This window comes from Dichelobacter nodosus, from assembly GCF_001263335.1.
Lineage (GTDB): Bacteria > Pseudomonadota > Gammaproteobacteria > Cardiobacteriales > Cardiobacteriaceae > Dichelobacter > Dichelobacter nodosus.
Genome location: NZ_LGVW01000013.1, coordinates 52,095 through 71,824, shown reverse-complemented (window position 1 = coordinate 71,824; position 19,730 = coordinate 52,095). Strand labels below are relative to the sequence as shown.

At 44.8% G+C, this 19,730-nt stretch carries 21 protein-coding genes, 1 tRNA gene and 1 riboswitch; of the genes, 5 read left to right on the top strand and 17 right to left on the bottom strand.

Annotated elements, in window-relative coordinates:
* Positions 1 to 6 precede the first annotated feature (6 nt).
* A complete protein-coding gene (locus AKG33_RS03260) occupies positions 7 to 1,128 on the bottom strand; it encodes an acyltransferase family protein (RefSeq protein ID WP_012030599.1) in 1,122 nt (373 codons plus the stop codon).
* Positions 1,129 to 1,217: 89 nt separating this feature from the next.
* On the opposite strand from AKG33_RS03260, the gene AKG33_RS03255 reads away from it, so the two are divergent.
* Positions 1,218 to 2,084 (top strand): 23S rRNA (adenine(2030)-N(6))-methyltransferase RlmJ, encoded by an 867-nt coding sequence (locus tag AKG33_RS03255; protein WP_012030600.1) that lies wholly within the window; start codon positions 1,218 to 1,220, stop codon positions 2,082 to 2,084.
* A 9-nt stretch (positions 2,085 to 2,093) separates the two neighbouring features.
* Positions 2,094 to 3,416, top strand: coding sequence for a deoxyguanosinetriphosphate triphosphohydrolase (locus AKG33_RS03250; RefSeq protein ID WP_012030601.1), 1,323 nt, complete (start codon positions 2,094 to 2,096; stop codon positions 3,414 to 3,416).
* Positions 3,417 to 3,478: 62 nt separating this feature from the next.
* Here the strand turns inward: AKG33_RS03250 and AKG33_RS03245 are convergent, their stop codons facing one another.
* From AKG33_RS03245 to AKG33_RS03230, 4 genes are all read right to left on the bottom strand, one after another.
* A complete protein-coding gene (locus AKG33_RS03245; protein ID WP_012030602.1) occupies positions 3,479 to 4,408 on the bottom strand; it encodes an ABC transporter substrate-binding protein in 930 nt (309 codons plus the stop codon).
* A 15-nt stretch (positions 4,409 to 4,423) separates the two neighbouring features.
* The gene (locus AKG33_RS03240; RefSeq protein WP_050707930.1) at positions 4,424 to 5,158 is read right to left on the bottom strand and encodes an ABC transporter permease; all 735 of its coding nucleotides are present in this window, start codon (positions 5,156 to 5,158) and stop codon (positions 4,424 to 4,426) included.
* Complete coding sequence (locus AKG33_RS03235; RefSeq protein WP_050707929.1) at positions 5,155 to 5,874, bottom strand: ABC transporter ATP-binding protein; 720 nt, start codon at positions 5,872 to 5,874, stop codon at positions 5,155 to 5,157. Before AKG33_RS03235 ends, AKG33_RS03240 begins: the two co-directional genes overlap by 4 nt.
* A 75-nt stretch (positions 5,875 to 5,949) precedes the next feature.
* Positions 5,950 to 6,040, bottom strand: a riboswitch (TPP riboswitch).
* Between the two features lie 36 nt (positions 6,041 to 6,076).
* Positions 6,077 to 7,177, bottom strand: coding sequence for a hypothetical protein (locus AKG33_RS03230; protein ID WP_050707928.1), 1,101 nt, complete (start codon positions 7,175 to 7,177; stop codon positions 6,077 to 6,079).
* 288 nt (positions 7,178 to 7,465) lie between these two features.
* On the opposite strand from AKG33_RS03230, the gene AKG33_RS03225 reads away from it, so the two are divergent.
* The gene (locus tag AKG33_RS03225; RefSeq protein WP_012030606.1) at positions 7,466 to 8,062 is read left to right on the top strand and encodes a cation transporter; all 597 of its coding nucleotides are present in this window, start codon (positions 7,466 to 7,468) and stop codon (positions 8,060 to 8,062) included.
* A 97-nt stretch (positions 8,063 to 8,159) separates the two neighbouring features.
* Complete coding sequence (locus AKG33_RS03220) at positions 8,160 to 8,630, top strand: Panacea domain-containing protein (RefSeq protein ID WP_050707927.1); 471 nt, start codon at positions 8,160 to 8,162, stop codon at positions 8,628 to 8,630.
* 186 nt (positions 8,631 to 8,816) lie between these two features.
* On the opposite strand, the gene AKG33_RS03215 is transcribed toward AKG33_RS03220, so the two are convergent.
* From AKG33_RS03215 to AKG33_RS03160, 12 genes are all read right to left on the bottom strand, one after another.
* A complete protein-coding gene (locus tag AKG33_RS03215; protein ID WP_050707926.1) occupies positions 8,817 to 9,092 on the bottom strand; it encodes a hypothetical protein in 276 nt (91 codons plus the stop codon).
* A 103-nt stretch (positions 9,093 to 9,195) separates the two neighbouring features.
* Positions 9,196 to 9,894: an XRE family transcriptional regulator gene (locus AKG33_RS03210; protein ID WP_012030610.1), complete on the bottom strand. Its 699-nt coding sequence runs from the start codon at positions 9,892 to 9,894 to the stop codon at positions 9,196 to 9,198.
* Positions 9,895 to 10,085: 191 nt separating this feature from the next.
* The gene (locus tag AKG33_RS03205; RefSeq protein ID WP_049752472.1) at positions 10,086 to 10,922 is read right to left on the bottom strand and encodes a tyrosine-type recombinase/integrase; all 837 of its coding nucleotides are present in this window, start codon (positions 10,920 to 10,922) and stop codon (positions 10,086 to 10,088) included.
* Positions 10,912 to 11,298: an Arm DNA-binding domain-containing protein gene (locus tag AKG33_RS03200; protein ID WP_041729399.1), complete on the bottom strand. Its 387-nt coding sequence runs from the start codon at positions 11,296 to 11,298 to the stop codon at positions 10,912 to 10,914. Before AKG33_RS03200 ends, AKG33_RS03205 begins: the two co-directional genes overlap by 11 nt.
* Positions 11,299 to 11,480: 182 nt before the next feature.
* Positions 11,481 to 11,573 (bottom strand) — tRNA-Ser (locus AKG33_RS03195).
* Between the two features lie 51 nt (positions 11,574 to 11,624).
* Positions 11,625 to 11,819 carry a carbon storage regulator CsrA gene (gene csrA / locus AKG33_RS03190; protein WP_012030628.1) on the bottom strand — a complete coding sequence of 65 codons (195 nt, stop codon included), beginning with the start codon at positions 11,817 to 11,819 and terminating at the stop codon, positions 11,625 to 11,627.
* A 113-nt stretch (positions 11,820 to 11,932) separates the two neighbouring features.
* Entirely contained in the window at positions 11,933 to 13,174 is a 1,242-nt protein-coding gene (locus AKG33_RS03185; RefSeq protein ID WP_012030629.1) for an aspartate kinase, read from the bottom strand.
* A gap of 4 nt (positions 13,175 to 13,178) precedes the next feature.
* The gene (alaS, locus tag AKG33_RS03180; RefSeq protein ID WP_050707941.1) at positions 13,179 to 15,791 is read right to left on the bottom strand and encodes an alanine--tRNA ligase; all 2,613 of its coding nucleotides are present in this window, start codon (positions 15,789 to 15,791) and stop codon (positions 13,179 to 13,181) included.
* 108 nt (positions 15,792 to 15,899) lie between these two features.
* Positions 15,900 to 16,397, bottom strand: a complete 498-nt coding sequence (locus AKG33_RS03175) for a regulatory protein RecX (protein ID WP_233433967.1) — start codon at positions 16,395 to 16,397, stop codon at positions 15,900 to 15,902.
* The gene (gene recA / locus AKG33_RS03170; protein WP_012030632.1) at positions 16,363 to 17,415 is read right to left on the bottom strand and encodes a recombinase RecA; all 1,053 of its coding nucleotides are present in this window, start codon (positions 17,413 to 17,415) and stop codon (positions 16,363 to 16,365) included. The genes AKG33_RS03175 and recA overlap by 35 nt, the downstream gene beginning before the upstream one ends.
* Before the next feature lie 59 nt (positions 17,416 to 17,474).
* Positions 17,475 to 18,038: a tetratricopeptide repeat protein gene (locus AKG33_RS03165; RefSeq protein WP_012030633.1), complete on the bottom strand. Its 564-nt coding sequence runs from the start codon at positions 18,036 to 18,038 to the stop codon at positions 17,475 to 17,477.
* 170 nt (positions 18,039 to 18,208) lie between these two features.
* A complete protein-coding gene (locus tag AKG33_RS03160; protein ID WP_012030634.1) occupies positions 18,209 to 18,772 on the bottom strand; it encodes a D-sedoheptulose-7-phosphate isomerase in 564 nt (187 codons plus the stop codon).
* A 149-nt stretch (positions 18,773 to 18,921) separates the two neighbouring features.
* On the opposite strand from AKG33_RS03160, the gene AKG33_RS03155 reads away from it, so the two are divergent.
* The gene (locus AKG33_RS03155) at positions 18,922 to 19,725 is read left to right on the top strand and encodes an undecaprenyl-diphosphate phosphatase (RefSeq protein ID WP_012030635.1); all 804 of its coding nucleotides are present in this window, start codon (positions 18,922 to 18,924) and stop codon (positions 19,723 to 19,725) included.
* Positions 19,726 to 19,730 lie beyond the last annotated feature (5 nt).

The following is a 19,730-nucleotide window of genomic DNA, read 5'->3' as shown; positions in this document are numbered from 1 at the left end:
GAGGTTTTAAGGTGAAACGGGTTTCGGCGCCGTTTTTAAGCCAAAAGCAAAACGTAATGCGGCGTGGCGGCGAATAATTTCATAAGCAATATAACAACTGATTAAGGTGATGACGACCAATAATGCGTAATAAGCGCCGTTTGATAATTGCGGGCTGTCGAATAACCAACCGTAAATAATCACCAGCGGGTGATGCACTAAATACACCACAATTGCCGAATCAATTAAATATTTGAGCGTTTTTCCGCCTTGATACGTGCTGCGGTAACACCAATAAAACAACAAAAATGCGATGCCGCCGGCGGCGCAAACGTGATTTAAACGATAAGTTAAACTCGTCCACAACCAGTTATCGCTTAAAAAAATGCGCACAATGCGCATATTGTTGCAATATTCCAACGTCGCGCTTAATAAAGTTACGGCGATGAGGAAAAACCAAAAACGCCGTGATAAATGTTCTAATTGCTCGCGGTGCACGTATAACAAGCCGCCGCCGTAATAAAACGGGAAATATTGCACGGTGTTGACGATGAAAAAGTTAAATAAATTGCCGGAGACGGGACCGTAACAATGCCAATAATAAACGTTGCCGATTTGCAGCGCGACATAACCGAATACGGCAATAACTGACATAAAAACAATACCTAAACGTGAAGCGCGCTGATAAGCGTTCATCGGCAATAACATATCGATGACGGCGCAGGTAAACAGCGTGATTAAAAACCAACCGTGCATCACCCAGCGCCACATATCAAAATGTGACCATTGATAATTCATGAAGATACTGCCGAAAATTTGCAACCCCAAATTCACGCCAAAACACCCCAAAAGAACGGGCACTAAAACACGTTTAATCCGCGCCTGCCAAAAAGCAGGTTTACCTTTGCGCGTGCGCACCATCATTGCGAAAAAGCCGGAAACCAAGAAAAACGCTTCCATGCGGAAAATGTGTTCTGGATAAACAATTGCCCGCAAAAGCCAGCTGCGGTGGATTTCGCTGCTGTAAACAAAACCACCAAACGGCGATAACACTTCAACCGAATGCCAAAATACGCCAATAATCATTAAAGTAGCGCGTAAAATATCCAAACCATAATAATGGCGCGCGGGTGCGGGGGAGTAAGTCATGATTTATCCTAGAGAAAAAGCGCATTATCATACGCTATGCCCGTTATTTTCGGTGAAAAACGCTTTATTTTTAGGAGAAATTTCGCATTATGCTTAGCTATCGCCACAGTTTTCATGCCGGCAATTATGCCGATGTTTTTAAACATTTTTGCCTCTATCAAACGTTAACGTTTATGAAACGCAAAGAAAAACCGCTGTTATATTTTGACAGCCACGCCGGCGCTGGTTTTTATGATTTACACAGCGCTCACGCAGAAAAAACGGGTGAATATTGTGACGGCATTATGCGCTTATATGCAGCGCAACAATTACCGCCCGCGCTTATAGAATTTCGCAATGATTTACGTTTATGGCTGGAAAGTGAAAACGTTTATTGCGGTTCGCCGTGGCTGGCAGCGCATTTGCTCGGTGAACACGATACTTTACAAGCCTGCGAATTACACCCAAACGATGCCCCAGCGTTACAACACATTATCCGCAGCATTCGTCCGCGGCGCAGTTTTGTTTTTCAAAAAGATGGTTTTGTGCAATTGCTGGCTTCCGTTCCGCCGCCGCAACGGCGCGCGTTAATCGTTATCGATCCATCGTACGAACAAAAAAGCGATTATGACGCGGTGTGTTCGGTATTGAGTAAAGCGTTAAAAAAATTTGCGCAGGGCTGTTATTTGATTTGGTCGCCGTGTTTACTGCGCACGGAGGCGCAAGATTTTCCCCAACAATTAGCTGAGGTGATTGGCGGGCGCGGATATTTGCGCGCGCAATTAAAAGTGCGCACGGAAAGCGCGCTCGGCATGTATGGTTGCGAAATTCACATTATTAATCCGCCTTATTTATTGGCGCCCGTTTTGCAGGAAGCGGGAAATGTTTTAGTACAAATACTAGCAGCGGATAAAAGCGCGCAATTTCAATTGTGGCATCGAGATGCCGCTCAAAGCGCCACGGGCAAATCACATTGAGGAGCGTTTATGAATTGGCTTTCTTTATGTTCTGACGCGAGAATGGGCGGCGCGAGTTTGCCGGAACCGTTAATTCGCAGTGAATACCAACGCGATAGCGATCGGATTTTATTTTCTGCCGCGTTTCGCCGCATGCAAGATAAAACGCAGGTTTTTCCGCTGGCAAAAAATGATTTTGTGCGCACGCGGTTAACGCATTCTTTGGAAGTTTCATGCGTTGGGCGCAGTTTGGGCAATCGTGTTGGCGTTCATTTATTACAAAAATATCCCGAATTGGTGGCGCAAAAAATCACCGCGGCAAATATTGGCGATATTGTAGCAGCGGCATGTTTGGCGCACGATTTGGGCAATCCGCCGTTTGGACATTCGGGGGAGCAGGCGATGCGCGATTATTTTTGTAGCGAAAATGGTCAAAATATTCTCGAACGTTTAAAAATTTCCACCGATGAACGCGCCGATTTAACCGCGATTGAAGGCAATGCGCAGAGTTTTCGGATTGTCAGCCGTTTGGAAAATCCCGATGCCAATGGTGGTTTGCGTTTAACGTATGCCACGTTAGCAACGATGGCAAAATATCCCTGCACCGCCGCGTGTTTAGAACAATCTGGTTATCAAAAAAATGGGTGTTATCAAGATGATTTGGCAACGTATACGCAAATTTTTTCCGCTTTGGGAATTCCGCAAATTAAACCGCAAGTTTGGCTTCGGCACCCGTTATCGTATTTGATGGAAGCGGCTGATGATATTTGTTATTTAATCGTTGATATTGAAGACGCTTATCAGGTGAAACAAATTCATTTTGAAGAAGCTTATGCGCGTTTATTTGAATTGGTGCGGGAAAATGTTGATGAAACGCGCATCAAAGCAATGCACAGTAAAAGCGATAAATTGGGTTATTTGCGCGCCAAAGCGATTGGACAATTAATCGATGAAACGTGCGCGCAATTTTGGCAATCAGAATCGGCAATTTTAAATGGAAACGGCGCTGCTTTATTGCCGCATATTCCGTCTTATCGTCAATTAAAAGCGTTGCGCCAATTTGCCAGCGATTATATTTATAACTTGCAACCGGTTGTGGAAATTCAAGTGGCGGGGAACCGCATTTTGCGCGGATTATTGGATATTTTTTGCACCGCGGTTGCCAATACGGTTTTAAACAATAAAACCAGCCGCCGGCACGATGAAATGATTTTATTATTATTGCCAACGCGTTATCGTCGTTATGCGGATTCGCCGTATCAAAAATTATTGGCGGTGTGCGATTATGTCAGCGGCATGACGGATAGTTACGCCGTTTCTTTATATAAAAAGCTCACGGGCATTTCGTTATAACCGTGCCAATAAAATGCATGAAAAAAGCCACTGTTACAGTGGCTTTTTATGATTAACCGCGATTACGGTTGCACGGCATACTCCGAAACCGGCACGATTTTTTTAATTAAACCAATTTGATGCAAATATTGCGCGTAATTTTGATAACGCCGATCATCAAGCGCCGCCGGACGCAAAGCAAAGCGCGTTAAACTGTCTTTCCATGCTTGTTGATTAACCGCATCATCTAAACCTTTTTTATAAGCAATATATTTTTGCCATGCTTCTTCAGGGTGATTGACAATAAAATGCACGGCTTCGGTGAGCGCCTCATTAAATTTAACGATTTTTTCATCGTGGCGGTGTTTGTTATGCGCGACAAAAATCAATTCATCAAAGGGCGGAATGCCGTGTTCTTCTAAAAAGAAGGCGCGCCCTTCATGATTGTGCGCTTTCATTTCGTGTAATTCCACCGTGCGCGCGGCGCCGATAACCGCGTCTACTTGTCCACTCATCACCGCCGGCGATAAAGAAAAATTGACGTTGACGAGTTTCACATCGTTTAAAGTTAAACCACCGCTGGCTAAAAAAGATTGCAACACGGCTTCATCAACGCCGGCAACGGAATAACCAATTTTTTTACCTTTTAAATCAGAAACTTGTTTAATGCCACTTTGCGCGTCAACAATCACGCAATTTAAAGGCGTAGCGATTAACGTTGATACGCGCGATATCGGCAATCCTTCGTCAATTTGTAAATGCAATTGTTGTTGATAATTGATGGCTAAATCGATTTTTTCCGCGGCAACCAATTTCGGCGGCAGCGCCGGATCGGACGGTTCGGTGATGGTGACTTCTAAACCGTGTTTATCAAAATAACCGTTTTGTTGCGCGATGATGATCGGCGCATGATTGGGATTGATAAACCAATCCAACATTAAATGCAGCGGCTCTTTTGCCAAAGCCGTTGTTGCCAACATTAATCCGAATAAAAACGTACTGATTTTTTTCATGTATTACTCCCATTGTTACCAATAAATCCATTTTTTCAAAAGTGCATCGATGCCGTAATAAATCGCTAACGTTAATAACGTCATCACAAACAAAGCGGCAAAAGTTAACGCAACTTGGCTGCGATTAATGCCGTATTGCATTAAATAACCCAACCCATCGCTTCCGCCAACATATTCACCAATAATGGCACCAATCGGCGCCATCGCCGCGCCCACGCGCAATCCCGATGCCAAATGCGGCAACGCTGCCGGCATGCGAATGCGCCATAAAATTTGCCGCGGATTCGCGCCTAACGTTTGCGCTAAACGCAAATAAGCCGGCGGCGTTTGTTGTAAACCGTCAAAAGTGGCGGTGGTGATGGGAAAGTAGACGATTAACACGGTAACGATGATTTTCGGCGTTAAACCGTAACCAAACCAAAGCATTAAAATTGGTGCGAGCGCGTAAACGGGCATCGTTTGCGATACTAAAATTAATGGCTGCAGCCATCGTCTCAAACGCGCATTAATCATTAAAATAAGCGCCGTTGCCGTTCCAAAAACGCTGGCAATGCCCAAACTCAAAGCAATTTCTAATACGGTAATGCGGCTGTGGCGCCATAAAACATCAAAATCTGTGTATAAACACTGCAAAACTGCCAGCGGCGACGGCAAAATATAAGGCGGCGTCTGCGTTAACCAAATGACACTTTGCCATAAAAAACACAGTCCGAATGCAGTTAATAAAAATTGTGCGGCAAAACGAATCATCGCAAATGCTCCAAAAGTTGCTGTTGCCGTTCGGCAAAACCTTCGCTGGTAAACGCGCGCGGCGGTGCGGCGGCGGGAAGCGGCAATTCGGTTAGCGCGCCGTTTTCTAAAACGTACAAATAATTTGCTAAGCGCAAAGCTTCTGCCGGATCGTGCGTGATCATAATCACGGTGCGGTCAACCAATAATTCGGTGGCGAGATTTTGCAATTGATAACGCGTGATCGCGTCTAAAGCGGAAAAAGGTTCGTCCATCAAAATGAGCGGGGCGTCGTCAATTAAAGTACGCGCTAAAGCCAGCCGTTGCCGTTCGCCGCCGGATAATTGCTGCGGACGCTTTTTGTTGTTGACTTTTAAACCGCAAGCCGTCAACAAACGCTCCACTGCCGCCGCATTTTTCGCTTCACCGCGCACGTGCGCGCCCAAAAGAACGTTGTCTTCAATACTCAACCACGGCAATAAATCATTTTCCTGCGCCATCCAACGCAATCGTCCGGATAATGAGTTGCCAGCGCCGTCATCAATGCTTCCGCGCTGTTGTCCGTTGGCAGCAAGTAATCCGGCAATGGCGTGTAATAAACTGCTTTTACCGCAGCCCGAGCGTCCTAAAATGACGTGCCACGCGTTGGCGGCAAAATCGTGGGAAAAGTCCTGAAAAATGACGTGCGCGCCGTAGGCTAAATAAAGATTTTTGATGGAAACGGCAACGCTAATCATCGTCACTCGCTTTTAAAATCAGATGGATTGCAGCAGTAAAAATCATCAAAAAAAATCCTCCAAAAACGGAGGAGACAAAAGCGTTGGCTTGTTCCCTCCGTCAGTATTAACTGAATCAGGTTCAACGGGTATTTCTCAGCTGAAAACAGCACCCCGACAAGTTTTTTTAGATTAAAACGCCGGCGGACGTTTGTCCATCTTTTTAACGCGCCACTTCTTCGCGAACGCCGGCTTTCAGCAAACAATAACTTTCCGGCGGCAATTCACCGGCGGCGATTTTTTGATCTAATTGCGCGGCGGCAGATGAAATTTCTAATGTGCCGTTGGTGACGGCGAATTTATATTTTTGCGTGAAAAAGATGCGAATTGGCGCATCAGGATTGTTTAATGCTTGTTCGGCGGCAAAAGTTTTCGCTGCTTCCATATCACGAAAATCTTGCACGACGATATAACACGATTCTGGCGGCGTAACCTTTGGTGTTTCAAAAAATGAAACCGCAGGCAATGAAATGTCCGGCGCGGTGGCAGTTGGCGATGAATTTTGCGAAATGTCGGTTGATGATGGTTCGGCTTGATTGGAAACAGAATTGGTTACGGGTTTTTGCGGTGCGGTGTCGGTCGGCGCGGCATTTTGTTCGGTCGGCGATGACAGCTGATGGGTTTGCACGATAGCGGCGGGCTCTGGTTCCGGCGGACGCATGTCAAAATTGATGCCTAATAAAAATAGGACGGAAAAATTGATGCCGGAGACGAGCCATAATAAATATTTAAAACGCGGTTGGCGCCGTTGATAGTTAAACATATATTGCCCAAGCAATGCGCCTGACCACGCGCCGAGCAATGATAAAGTTAAAAAAACGGGCGGATTAAATGAACATAACGGCGATTGATTGCGCTCCCATGACCAGCGTTCATAAAGCAATTGAATAAACATGATAACCGAAGCCGCGCCTAATAAAATCAATATAGACGGCGGATAAAGAAAGGTGATCATGGCAAAAAATACGGCGGCAAAAATGGCAGAAATGATCAATGAAGAATCGCTGGGCAAGTCGTCATCAAACCGATCAATTTCTTGTTCGGAATTAAAAGAGTAGGTAAAACCAACGATTTGCGCATCAAAGATGGTGTTGTATTTGGGATCGATTTGAAATGCCAAGCGCGCGCCGGCTTTTACGCGGCATTCTTTAGCAAAACAAAATACATCAATGGGCATTAAGCATTTGCTGCCGTCTAATTCTACGGTTCCTTTTGCGCGCTGCGCTTGCCAGCGGATTAATGTTCCATAAAAAAAGTGTGCCATCACTTGTTCCTTTTTGTTAAACCAGCAGTTCATCAAATGAATACAGTTTAGCAATGATCGTTTTAAATAACTTTATGTGCTGCCATTTTTGCAGATTGGTAATGATAAAAAACAGCGGTGAAACGTTTGCTGGCGCTTGATTTTATTAATAATACAAGGGGTAATAAATTTTAATGCAATCGTTTGCTTTAATTTTTTTCGGTGAGCGTAAAATCAGATGAACGTCCACAGAAAATCGTTTTTTGTGGCGATGAGGGTTTACACAAAATTTTATTTCGAGGTTCAAAAATGAACGTTCCTTCTCATGATGCTGGATTGCGCCGCGCGGTGCTGATAGTTGCGCTTGTTAATTTATTGTATTTTTTTATTGAGTTCGGCGTGGCGCAACGCATTGGTTCGGTTTCATTATTTGCCGATAGTATGGATTTTTTAGAAGATGCGGCAGTTAATTTTCTCATTTCGGTGGCGTTGAGTTGGTCGGTGAGCATGCGTGCGCGGATTGGTATGCTGCTTTCAGGTGTGTTGTTATTGCCGGCGCTGGCTTTGTTGTGGACGGCGTGGAAAAAATTTAATGCACCGACGCCGCCGGAACCGTGGTTATTGTCGATTACGGGATTTGGCGCGATGGTGGTAAATATGAGTTGTGCTTTTTTATTGGTGCGCTATCGAGAACATAGTGGCAGCTTGGCGCGAGCGGCGTTTTTATCAACGCGAAATGATGCGCTGGCTAATGTGGCAATCGTCGGCGCGGGATTGATTACGCTGCATTGGTTATCCGGTTGGCCGGATTTAATCGTCGGTTTGGGACTTGCTTATATGAATGCTGATGCCGCTAAAGAGGTTTGGCAGGCAGCGCGAAATGAACAGGCGGAAGCGAGATTTTAGAGATGGTGATAGGTTTGTTAGGTAAAAACTGTTAGGCTTTTTGCTATGATCAATGAATAACAGAACTCTTGAGGATCATTGTTTAAAAGGAGGCAACATGACATATCAAGTTTATAAAGCCATTGATGTTGCTGATGCTTTAGTCCGTTTAGCTTTGGCAGACAAAAAACCGTTAATCAATCTTAAAGTGCAAAAATTGACTTATTTGGTTTACGGCTGTTGGCTTGGATTTGCGAATTTTCAAATGTTTCAAGATAGAGTGGAAGCGTGGAAATATGGTCCCGTGATACCCGTTCTTTATAATCAACTGGCGCGTTACGGTGCGAATTTTATTCAAGAGCCAATATTGGAAAAGAATCCTATTCCAAAAGACAGCGAAGAATATCAATTAATTCACGACATCTATAATGAATTTAAAGATTTGAAAGCATGGCAGCTGGTTTATTTAACCCACCAAAAAGGTAGCCCATGGCACCAAACGCATACCCCAGAGACAAAGGGAAGTATTATTTCTCCGGACTTGGTGCGCGATTATTATAAAAATTTATTAAGTGACCCGCATGACTAGTTCTTCAGAGCCTACGCGCTTTAGTTAGATTAAAGAACCCCTTGCAAAAGTAGCAGGTTCTGATGAACAAAAAAATGCAGAAAATGCAGAAAGGGCAGAAGAATTAGAACAAATAAAATTAAAAAATAAGGAGCTAAAACAAAAAATTAAGCGCGATAAGCAACTGCATAATTTTCGGCAAGACAGCTATTCTAAATTGCTTGGGACTATTTGGGCTTGGTTAGGTTTTGTAGCAGCGGTGGTGTTATCCGCTGGTTTTGGTTGGTGGCAGTTCCAATTGTCTAACCCAGTTTTAATTGCGCTACTCACCACTTCCACTGCAATCGTTTTAGGAATTTTTGCTATTGCTGCAAAGTGGTTATTTCCAAAAAACGATACGTAACATAAAAGTTCAATATTTTCTATTATTGCTTCAGATAACAGCAGGCGGAAAAACTCTTTACGTTTGTTTACTTTATTCACCGCATAATCAGCGAAATGCTCATGCAAAGAGCTTTCAAGTGCTGATGCTCAATTCGTTCTACCGCCGTTTTTTCTAATGCTTTATCTTTTTTGGTTACCACAATCACAACATCACCTGATAAGTAAAAACGCGCCCGATAATTTCAATATTTTCTGGACGCACAAGCTCGTCTTTATATTCTTCTTGGTTGAAACTACTGATTCTAATCATGCCGTTCGGCGCGTGATATAAACGTTTGACGCGAAATAAATCATCTTGCCGGATTGCGTAAATATCGCCTTCTTTAAGCACGGTATCGGCTTTATTGATGCCCAGCGTTGAGCCTTTGGGAATAACGGGCTCCATGCTGTTGCCGGTGAGCGTAACGCAAAATGCTTGGTCAAGCGGAACGCCGTACCGGTGTAACGTTGATTTTGCAAACGGCAGGCGGAAACCATTGTAATCTTGCATTTCGCAGCAACCTGTTCCGCCTTGGAATTCAACATCTTTGAAAAACGGCAAATAAGCATATTCGTCTTCAGGCAACGGGTCGTTACTGCTCCAAAGCCGGAATTTGCCCATTGTGCCGATATCGCTTTCAATAGCTTGTTTCTTCAATTCTTTTTCGAAATCTTTATATTCCAAATCAATACTTGAAACGCCTAACGCGTTAGCCAAATCTTGCAAAAAACGCGGTCGCAGCGTCAAACCCGCTTCAATTTTTTGAATCGCCGCTTGTGATTTACCAATTTTTTCAGCGAGTTGGTCTTGTGACAGATTATTCAATTCGCGCAATATTTTTACGTTGCTAGCTAGACTCATTTCAACACCAATTTATTAACTTTCGTTAAAAAATAACACTGAAAGTTGTAAAACGCAAATCATGATAATAATTGATTTTACGACGTAAAAACATTTATTTTTAAATTATTCAAATCATACGCGCGGAATACCTCTAAAGTGATAATAATTTGGCAATAAAAAACCCCGAAATTAATCGGGGTTTCAAGTAGTTATAGGGCTTTTGCTTTCAAATTATCCAAATAATCCGCGTACTTTTGCATCATTATCTGCCGCTCTTTTAGGTAGTCAGCATGGTTATAAGTACCGCGCACGCTGTTTTTGTCAGCATGAGCGAGCTGCATTTCCACAATATGCGATGGATACCCTTGCTCATGCAATAGGGTTGAAGCGGTATGGCGCCAGCCGTGTAAGGTGGTTAAGTGATATAAGCTTGTTTCATCGCTTACCTTAGCGCTTTTCATGATTTTATAAGCCGCGCCTTCCGTGATTGGCTTGTCATCGTTGGCAAAGATAAAAGGCGTGCGCCCCGTAAAGATGCGCATCTCTTCAATGAGTGCTTTCGCCTGCCGTGGTAAAGGGACGATATGAGGGCGGCGTTTCTTCATACGGTGCGCCGGTATGGTGATTAACCCCACTTCCATGTCCAACTCTTGCCATTCCAGCTTCCGAAGCTCACTTGGGCGCGTGAAAAGATAAGGCAATAATCTCATGTATGCACGGGTTGCCGGCAAGGCAGGGTGCGCACGTTCAATGGCTAATAATGCTTTGCCAATGATGCTTGGGTCAGTGATGTGTCGCATAGCATCACCCTGATGAGCAGGTAATAGTTCACTTGCTTTCAGCAATTCAGCAGGGCTAGTAGCCAACAATTGCATATTAACCGCGTGGCGATAGATGCGCTTGATATTGTCCAACGTATAGGCTGCTGTGTAAGCATAGGGAATGCTTTGCAGATGGGCGACGAGTTCTCCAGCAGTGATGGACTCAATAGGGCGCGCATGAAAAGCAGGAAGAATGTAATTCTTCAGATTGACGTTAAATATCATTGCGATGCTTTAACGTCCAATCTTTAGCCTTATGGGTTGTTTCTAACCAATCCATCGCTACATTACGAAATAACTGCGGTGATGAACCGTTAACCTCCAACTCAAGCGCTTTCTTTGCTGCTTTGGCTTTACGTTTCTCATGGTTAGGGTCAATGCCTTGCTTAAGCTCTTTTTTAAATAAAGCATGTTTTACGCGGGCTTCTGCAAGGCTAACGTCAGGGTATACTCCAAAGGCGGCGGTCTTTTCCTTACCATCAATACGGTACTTTGCCCGCCAGTATTTACCCTTTTCAGTAACGTATAGATATAAACCCTCACCGTCAAAGTGTTTTCCCAACTTTGCAGCTTCACATTTCCTTGCTGTTAATTTGCCCATACTCTCTTCCTCACCACTGTTTTTTATCGTTGGGGGTATTTTTTTGGCATGGAATTATATATACCCCCAAATAACGCTGGCTTTAGGTGAGGTTCCTTGAGGCTCTATGAGGTCATAAATGGCTTAACTACAGCTTTTCAAGGCAATAAAAAAAGCTCCATGATGGAGCTTGAAGCTAGGTATGGCGGAGAGGAAGAGATTCGAACTCTCGATAGAGCTATAAACCCTATGCTCCCTTAGCAGGGGAGTGCCTTCAGCCACTCGGCCACCTCTCCGCAACAAGGGCGACATTATACCGAAAAAAAAACCTCCGTAAAGGAGGTTGTTCATTTTTTCTCCATTTCGGCGTCATCGCCGACCCCGTTCATCAAACGATGATAAATTTCTTCGCGATGAATCGCAATCTCATCAGGGGCTTGCACGCCCAACCGCACCTGATTTCCTTTTACAGCGAGAACAGTCACCTTGATCTGATCATCGATGATAATTGTCTCACCCACACGACGCGTTAGAATTAACATAACAGCTCCTGCTCGGCGTCCTTCCGAAGCGCATAAAATCAAATGAGCGATTATACATTCCTTTAAAAATTAGATAAATCATTTTTAAGCGTGCGCCATTAATATCTACTTTTTTAAAAGGATTCGCGACACTCATCTGCTTTTTCTAATTGAAAAGCATCATGCAAACAATGCACAGCTCGCTCCAAATAAAGCAAATCGGTTACTAACGAAACGCGAGTCTCACTGGTTGCAAAACAATGCACCGGAATATTTTCCTGCATTAACGCCTGCAAAATCCGCCCAATAATTCCCGTATGCGAACGCAATCCCAAACCCACCAAAGAAATTTTAGCAATTTCCGTTTGTAAAACCGAAAGCGCAGCAATATGGGAAAACTGTTCCACAATAAATTCAATCACCCGATCTTTTTCTTGATGAGGCACAATAAAACTAAAATTAATTGAACCATCATCATTGCGCGTTTGCGCCACCATATCCAAACTAATATCCGCGCAACCGATAGGACGCAATATCTGATACAGCGTATTCATATCATCGGGCAAATGCATCAATTGAATCATCACCTCGTCGCGCGTAAAAGCGATTCCCGTAACATGCGTGGCTTCTATAATCGCACCCTCCACTGAAGAAATTAACGTTCCCGTTTCATCATCGCTAAAAGACGATAAAACTCGCACCGGCACATGATATTTCCCCGCAAACTCCACCGAACGAATTTGCAACACCTTAGATCCCAAACTCGCCATTTCCAACATTTCCACAAAAGAAATTTGCTCGAGTTTGCGCGCCCGCGGTTCAATGCGCGGATCCGTCGTATAAACGCCATCAACATCGGTATAAATTTGACATTCATCTGCTTTTAATACCGCCGCTAAAGCAACCGCCGTCGTATCCGAACCGCCGCGTCCCAAAGTTGTGATATCGCCAGCTTCATCAACGCCTTGAAAACCTGCCACAATCACCACTTTTCCAGCGGATAACGCGCGGTAAATCGCGCCGTCGTCAATATGTTGAATTCGGGCTTTAGTATGTTGTGAATCGGTAAAAATGCCCACTTGCCAACCTGCCAACGACAGCGCTGGGCAACCGCGTTTTTCCAAAGCAATTGCCAAAAGTGCCATAGAAACTTGCTCGCCGCTGCTCATTAAAACGTCTAACTCGCGTGGAGACGGTTGCGCGGCAAAACGCTGCGCCAAAGCAATTAAACGATTTGTTTCACCGCTCATTGCAGAAACCGTCACTACCACATCATGCCCCGCCTGCCGTGCGCGCACAATCCTATCGGCGACCGTTTCAATGCGTTCCACCGAACCCATCGACGTGCCGCCATATTTTTGTACAATCAACGCCATAACACTATTTTTGCGGTAACGCTTGAGGCAATGCCGCTAATGCAGCGTCCAAACCTTGAATATTTTTACCGCCGGCTTGCGCAAAATCGGGACGTCCGCCGCCTTTACCATCGATAAACGCCGCTAACGTTTGCACAATCGCGCCAGCTTTTAAAGCCGCTGCCGATTTCGCCACCGAAACCACCAAACGCGCCATTTCGCCATCAGAACTGCCGATAACGACCACATCTAATTGATATTTATCGCGTAATTGATCGGCAGTATCGCGCAAAATGGCATTATCCAAATCATCGCGGCGCACTGCCATCGTCTTCCAGCCGTGAATGTCAACGACAGATTCCGCCGTTTCTTGAGTGCCGCCGAGCGCTACCGTGCGTTTTAATTGTTGCACGGTTTTTTCTAAAGTTTTGGTGTCTTGCTGTAACCGTTCAATTTTTTCAACGCTATGTTCTAAATCACTTTTTAACACCGCGGCAATGCGCTGCAATTGCGTTTCTTGTTGTTGACAATAACGAAGCGCTGCTAAACCTGCCACACATTCCACGCGACGAATGCCCGCCGCCACCGCACTTTGCGCAATGATTTTAACCAAACCCAAATCGCCGGTTTGCTTCACATGCGTACCGCCGCATAATTCCACCGAAAAATCATCAGCCCCCATTTTCACCACGCGCACGATATCGCCGTATTTTTCGCCAAATAAAGCCATCGCACCTTGCGCACAAGCTTGATCATAAGGCATTTCACTGATGTTAACGGGTTGATTACGCAGAATTTGTTCATTAATTAACTGTTCTACCGCGCTGATTTCTGCCGCGGTTAACGCCGCATCGTGCGAAAAGTCAAAACGCAATTTATCTGCATCTACCAACGAGCCTTTTTGTTGCACATGCGTTCCCAATGTCATGCGCAGCGCTTGATGCAATAAATGCGTTGCTGAATGATGACGGCGAATCGCCGCGCGGCGCGCCCGATCAATTTCCGCGCAAACCGTATCGCCAACGCTTAAAACGCCGCGTTGCAAACGTCCAAAATGCAGCAAAACATCGCCTTGTTTTTGCGTATCACTGACGAGAAACGCGCCATTTTGATGATAAATTACGCCGCTGTCGCCGATTTGTCCGCCGGATTCGCCATAAAAAGGTGATTGATTTAATACCAATACCGCTTCATCGCCGCAATCCAAAGTATCTGCCGCTTGTTCTTGCACGAAAATCGCTTCAATTGTGCTTTCGGTTTGTTCTTGTTGATAAGCTAAAAATGCGGTTTTTCCTGAAACGGTATATGTTTTATCCGCGCGGAATGTTCCAGAAGCTTTTGCGCGTTCGCGTTGTGCTTGCATCAAAGCTTCATAACCAGCTTCATCTAAAGTTAATCCCCGTTCGCGGGCAATATCATTAGTTAAATCAACGGGAAATCCGTAGGTATCATAAAGTTTAAAAACGGTTTCTCCGCTGATAATCGTTCCTTTTAATGTCGCCAAATCTTGCTCGAGAATTTGCATTCCAGCGGTTAAGGTTTGCGCAAAACGCAATTCTTCTTTGCGAATGGTTTCCGTAATGCGCGCTTGTTCGGCAATAATTTCCGGATACGCTTCGCCCATTTCGGCAACTAACGCCGCCACCAATTTATGGAAAAATAATCCTTGTTGACCGAGTTTATAACCGTGACGAATCGCACGCCGCATAATCCGCCGTAAAACATAACCGCGTCCTTCATTGCTTGGCAAAACACCGTCTACCATCAAAAAAACCGTCGCGCGAATATGATCCGCAATCACTTTTAAAGACGCTTGCCCTTCGTTTTTACACCCAACCGCTTTTGCCGCGGCATCAATTAAATGAATAAATAAATCAATGTCATAGTTTGAATGAACGCCCTGCATAACGGCAGCAATTCGTTCCAATCCCATACCAGTATCAATAGAAGGTTTGGGAAGCGGTTTCATCGTGCCTTCGGCATCGCGTTCAAATTGCATGAAAACAATATTCCAAATTTCGATAAACCGATCGCCGTCTTCGTCAGCTGAACCCGGTCTTCCGCCAAAAATTTCCGCGCCGTGATCATAGAAAATTTCGGTACACGGCCCGCAAGGTCCCGTATCGCCCATTGCCCAAAAATTATCCGATTCATATTTTGCCTTACCGGCTTTATCGCCAATACGAATAATGCGGTCGGCAGGCAATCCAATTTTTTCCTGCCAAATGCGATAGGCTTCGTCGTCTTCGTGATACACCGTCACCAGCAATTTTTCCGCCGGCAATTGCAAAACTTCCGTTAAAAAACGCCACGCAAACGGAATTGCTTCCGCTTTGAAATAATCGCCAAAACTAAAATTGCCCAACATTTCAAAAAACGTATGATGGCGCGCGGTATAACCAACGTTTTCTAAATCGTTATGTTTGCCGCCGGCGCGCACACAACGTTGCGCACTGGTTGCGCGGCGATAATCGCGGGTTTCCGTGCCGATAAAAAGCTCTTTAAACGGCACCATGCCGGCGTTAGTAAATAATAAAGTGGGATCGTTGCCCGGAACCAAAGAGGCAGAATGAACGATTTTATGCCCGTTTTCTGAAAAATAATTTAAAAAAGCGCGGCGGATTTCCGCGGTTGTCATTGTTTTCATAATGTTATTCTTTGAAGTTGATTAAAAATGTGGCGCCGAATTGGCGTAAAAATGAATTCCACAGTGGCGATAATATTGAGCATGATTCAATGTTGAATATTAACGATGTTCCGCGTGGGCATCATGATGTTCAGATTCAAAAACGCTTTGCGCGTGACGAATTTCGGCAAAAGAAAAACCGCGCTGCGCGAGAAAACGCTGTCTTTTGGCTTGTTCTTTGAGATCGTGGGCGGGTTTTGTATATTTTTTACGATATAGCCGCTCGGCAAGCGCAAACCAATCAAATTGTGCGCATTGTTCCGCGATCAGTGCATCGGCAATGCCGCGTTGTTTTAAAGCTTGACGGATTTTCTGCGCGCCGTCGCCTCTTTCTGCTTTACTGCGCACCCAAACAGCACAAAAACGTTGATCGCTTTGCCAGCCGTCAGCAGCCAATTTATCTAATACGGCGCTGACGATTTCCGGCGCAATATCGGCGGCTTTTGCTGCCAATTCTGCGCGCGAATATTCGCGTTGCGCGAGTAACGCTAAACAACGCCGCTCAAAATCGCGCGCTAATTCATCATTCTTCATCATTGATTGAGGTATCGATTTCATCGCCGGCGGCATCAGGTAAATGCAATTCACCGCCGATAAATTTTTCGCGGATTTTCGTTTCAATTTCTTGTGCGACGTCGGGGTGTTCTTTTAAATAAAGCCGTACTTTTTCTTTACCTTGTCCGATTTTTTCATCGCGGTAACTGTACCACGCGCCGGATTTTTGCATGATATCGGCATTAACGGCAAGTTGAATAATTTCCCCTTCGCGTGAAACGCCTTGACCGTATAAAATATCAAATTCTGCTTGCTTAAATGGCGGCGCTACTTTGTTTTTCACGACTTTTACGCGCGTTTCATTACCGAGGACTTCGTCGCCTTCTTTAATTGAACCGATGCGGCGGATATCCATACGTACGGAAGCGTAAAATTTCAGCGCATTGCCGCCGGTGGTTGTTTCTGGAGAACCAAACATAACGCCAATTTTCATGCGGATTTGGTTAATAAAAACAACGAGCGTATTGGCGCGCTTAATATTTCCGGTTAATTTGCGCAAAGCTTGACTCATCAAGCGCGCTTGTAAACCAACGTGAGAATCGCCCATTTCGCCTTCAATTTCTGCTTTTGGCGTTAACGCGGCAACGGAATCAACCACGATAACGTCAAACGCGCCGCTGCGCACTAAAGCATCGCAAATTTCTAACGCTTGTTCGCCGGTATCGGGTTGTGTGACGTATAAATCATCGGTATTAACGCCTAATTTTCGGGCATAAATCGGATCTAATGCGTGTTCGGCATCGATAAATGCTGCCGTGCCGCCGTTTTTTTGCGCTTCAGCGATGACGTGTAACATCATCGTAGTTTTTCCCGAAGATTCAGGCCCGTAGATTTCAACGATGCGTCCTTTAGGCAATCCGCCGATGCCAAGCGCAATATCGAGCGTTAATGAACCCGTAGAAATGGCTTGAATATCGTGCGCGGCAACTTGCTCGCCCAAACGCATCACGGTTCCTTTGCCAAATTGTTTATCTAATTGCGTTAAAACGGCGGTTAATGCTTTTTTCTGTTCTTCATTCATAAATTGGATTCCTTAATTGAGGCTTTTAAATGGGCATGCGGCACGTGATTCGATGGATTTTATTGTAATGCTTTAAGCGCGGTGAGCGTGCGCGCGATTTTATCATTTTTGGGATCGGCTTTCAGAGCCTTACTGTAGTTTTCTTGCGCTAAACGTAGATAAATTTTTGCCAGATTTAACCGCGCGGTTTGTTGTTGCGGCTGCAAACGTAATAACGCTTCTAAAACGCTTTGCGCGGATAACAAATCGCCGCGTCCGGAATAAATCACTGCTAAAGCGTTATAAGAATGCGTTACGTTGGGAAAATTGCTTTGCATCATTTTAAACCAGCGTTCTGCTTCATCAACGCGCTTTAATTGCATTAAAATCAATCCTTTGCTATAAGCGGCGCGGGCATCATCGGGGTGCGCGGATAAATGTTTATTGAGTTGTTCCAAAGCGCTTTCAGGATTGCCGTTGATGGCTTCTAGTTCAACGTGTTCATAATTAAAAGTAGCGGGCGCCTCATTTGAAGGCGTTGCCGTGGAAGATTCTGTTAGTGTATTGGTTTTGCCGGTGGGAGAAAGTAAAGCAACCGGCGGCGCGGGTTCTGCCCAAGCATGATTCCATAACAATAAAATCATTAAAAAAAATCGAGCGTTCAATGCGCTTACCTCATAAAATCATTGATAAAACGAGCGTTCATCATGACATTGTGCCTCAAAAGCTACAAGCGACGAGCGCGTTCATAAAAAACCGCGCTCTGTTTTAAGCGCGGTTCATCGTTATCATAACGCCTTGTCAATAGAATTTTTCAAAACAGATCGGCGTGTTCGTCAATCAAAATACACCAAGCATGCAAAATAAAAATATGCGCTTCTTGAATTTGCGCCGTGATTGAGGACGGCACCACAACGCAATCATCGCAAGCCGTTGATAATTTTCCGCCATCATTGCCGCTTAAACCATAAGTAACTAAACCGCTTTCGCGTGCGAGTTCTACCGCGGTTAAAACATTGGGCGAATTGCCTGAAGTTGAAATGCCAACAAAAACATCTCCGGGTTGCGCCAATCCATCTAATTGACGGGCAAACACTTGTGCATAGCCATAATCATTGGCGATGGCTGTTAAAGCGGAAGTATCCGTTGTTAACGCAATGCCGGGTAAAGGTTTGCGTTCGCGCACAAAACGTCCGGTTAACTCTGCGGCAAAATGCTGCGCATCTGCTGCTGAACCGCCGTTTCCGGCAACAAAAATAGTATTGCCCCGCTCAATCGCTGCCAATAATCCGCGACCAATACGAACAACAACGTCTTCGTGTTCGCGCAAAGCGTCAAATACTTTTTGATGTGCTGTAATCGTATCTTGCCAATTCATTATCATCTCCCAAAATTCATTACGAATTTATCATCCGTGTTCCCGTGTTTTCCAAGCACTCACTACACGGAAAATCTCTTTAATTATACCGATAATCATCATTTAAGTCATATAATATTCGGCTTCTTAAAAAACGCTCGAGGCTAAACATGACATTATGGCAAGCTTTTATATTGTCTTTAATTCAAGGGATTACTGAATTTTTGCCGATTTCCAGCTCGGGGCATTTAGTCATTACCCGCGAATTATTACACTGGCAAGATGCCGGCGTTGCTTTTGATGCTTTTACTGGTTTGGGCACGCTCACCGCGGTTTTATTTTATTACCGCAAAGATGTGTGCAGCATTCTTTATCATTGGTTTCGACAATTTCGCCATTGTGATGCACCGCCGGCGCCGGAAGCAAAATTGGGCAATCAATTGATCGTGGCGACGCTGCCAGCGTTGCTCATTGGTTTTATGGTTAAAGATCATATCGATGCGTTGACGCACCGCCCTTTATTAATTGCGAGCACCACCATGATTTTTGCCATTTTTTTAGCCGCAGCAGATTTTTGGGGACGCAAAAAGTTATCGTTACCGGAAACGAATTATCGGCAAGCTTTTTATTATGGTTTGGCGCAAACGCTGGCTTTAGTTCCGGGGGTATCGCGTTCGGGGATTACGTTAACCGCTGGACTGGCTATGCATTTTTCTCGAGAATCCGCGGCACGGTTTTCGTTTTTACAATCGATTCCGATTTCGGCTGCTGCCGGCGGTTATGGTTTGTGGAAATTAGCGACGAATCCCAGCGATTTTAGTTGGCAATTGATCGCATTAAGTTATGTTACGGCAACGCTTGCCGCGTACGTTTGCATTGCGTTATTTATCCGCTTTTTAAATACGGTAGGCATGATGCCGCATGTGATTTACCGTTTATTGCTGGGCGCTTATTTGTTTTTTGTTTTTATGTGATGCCG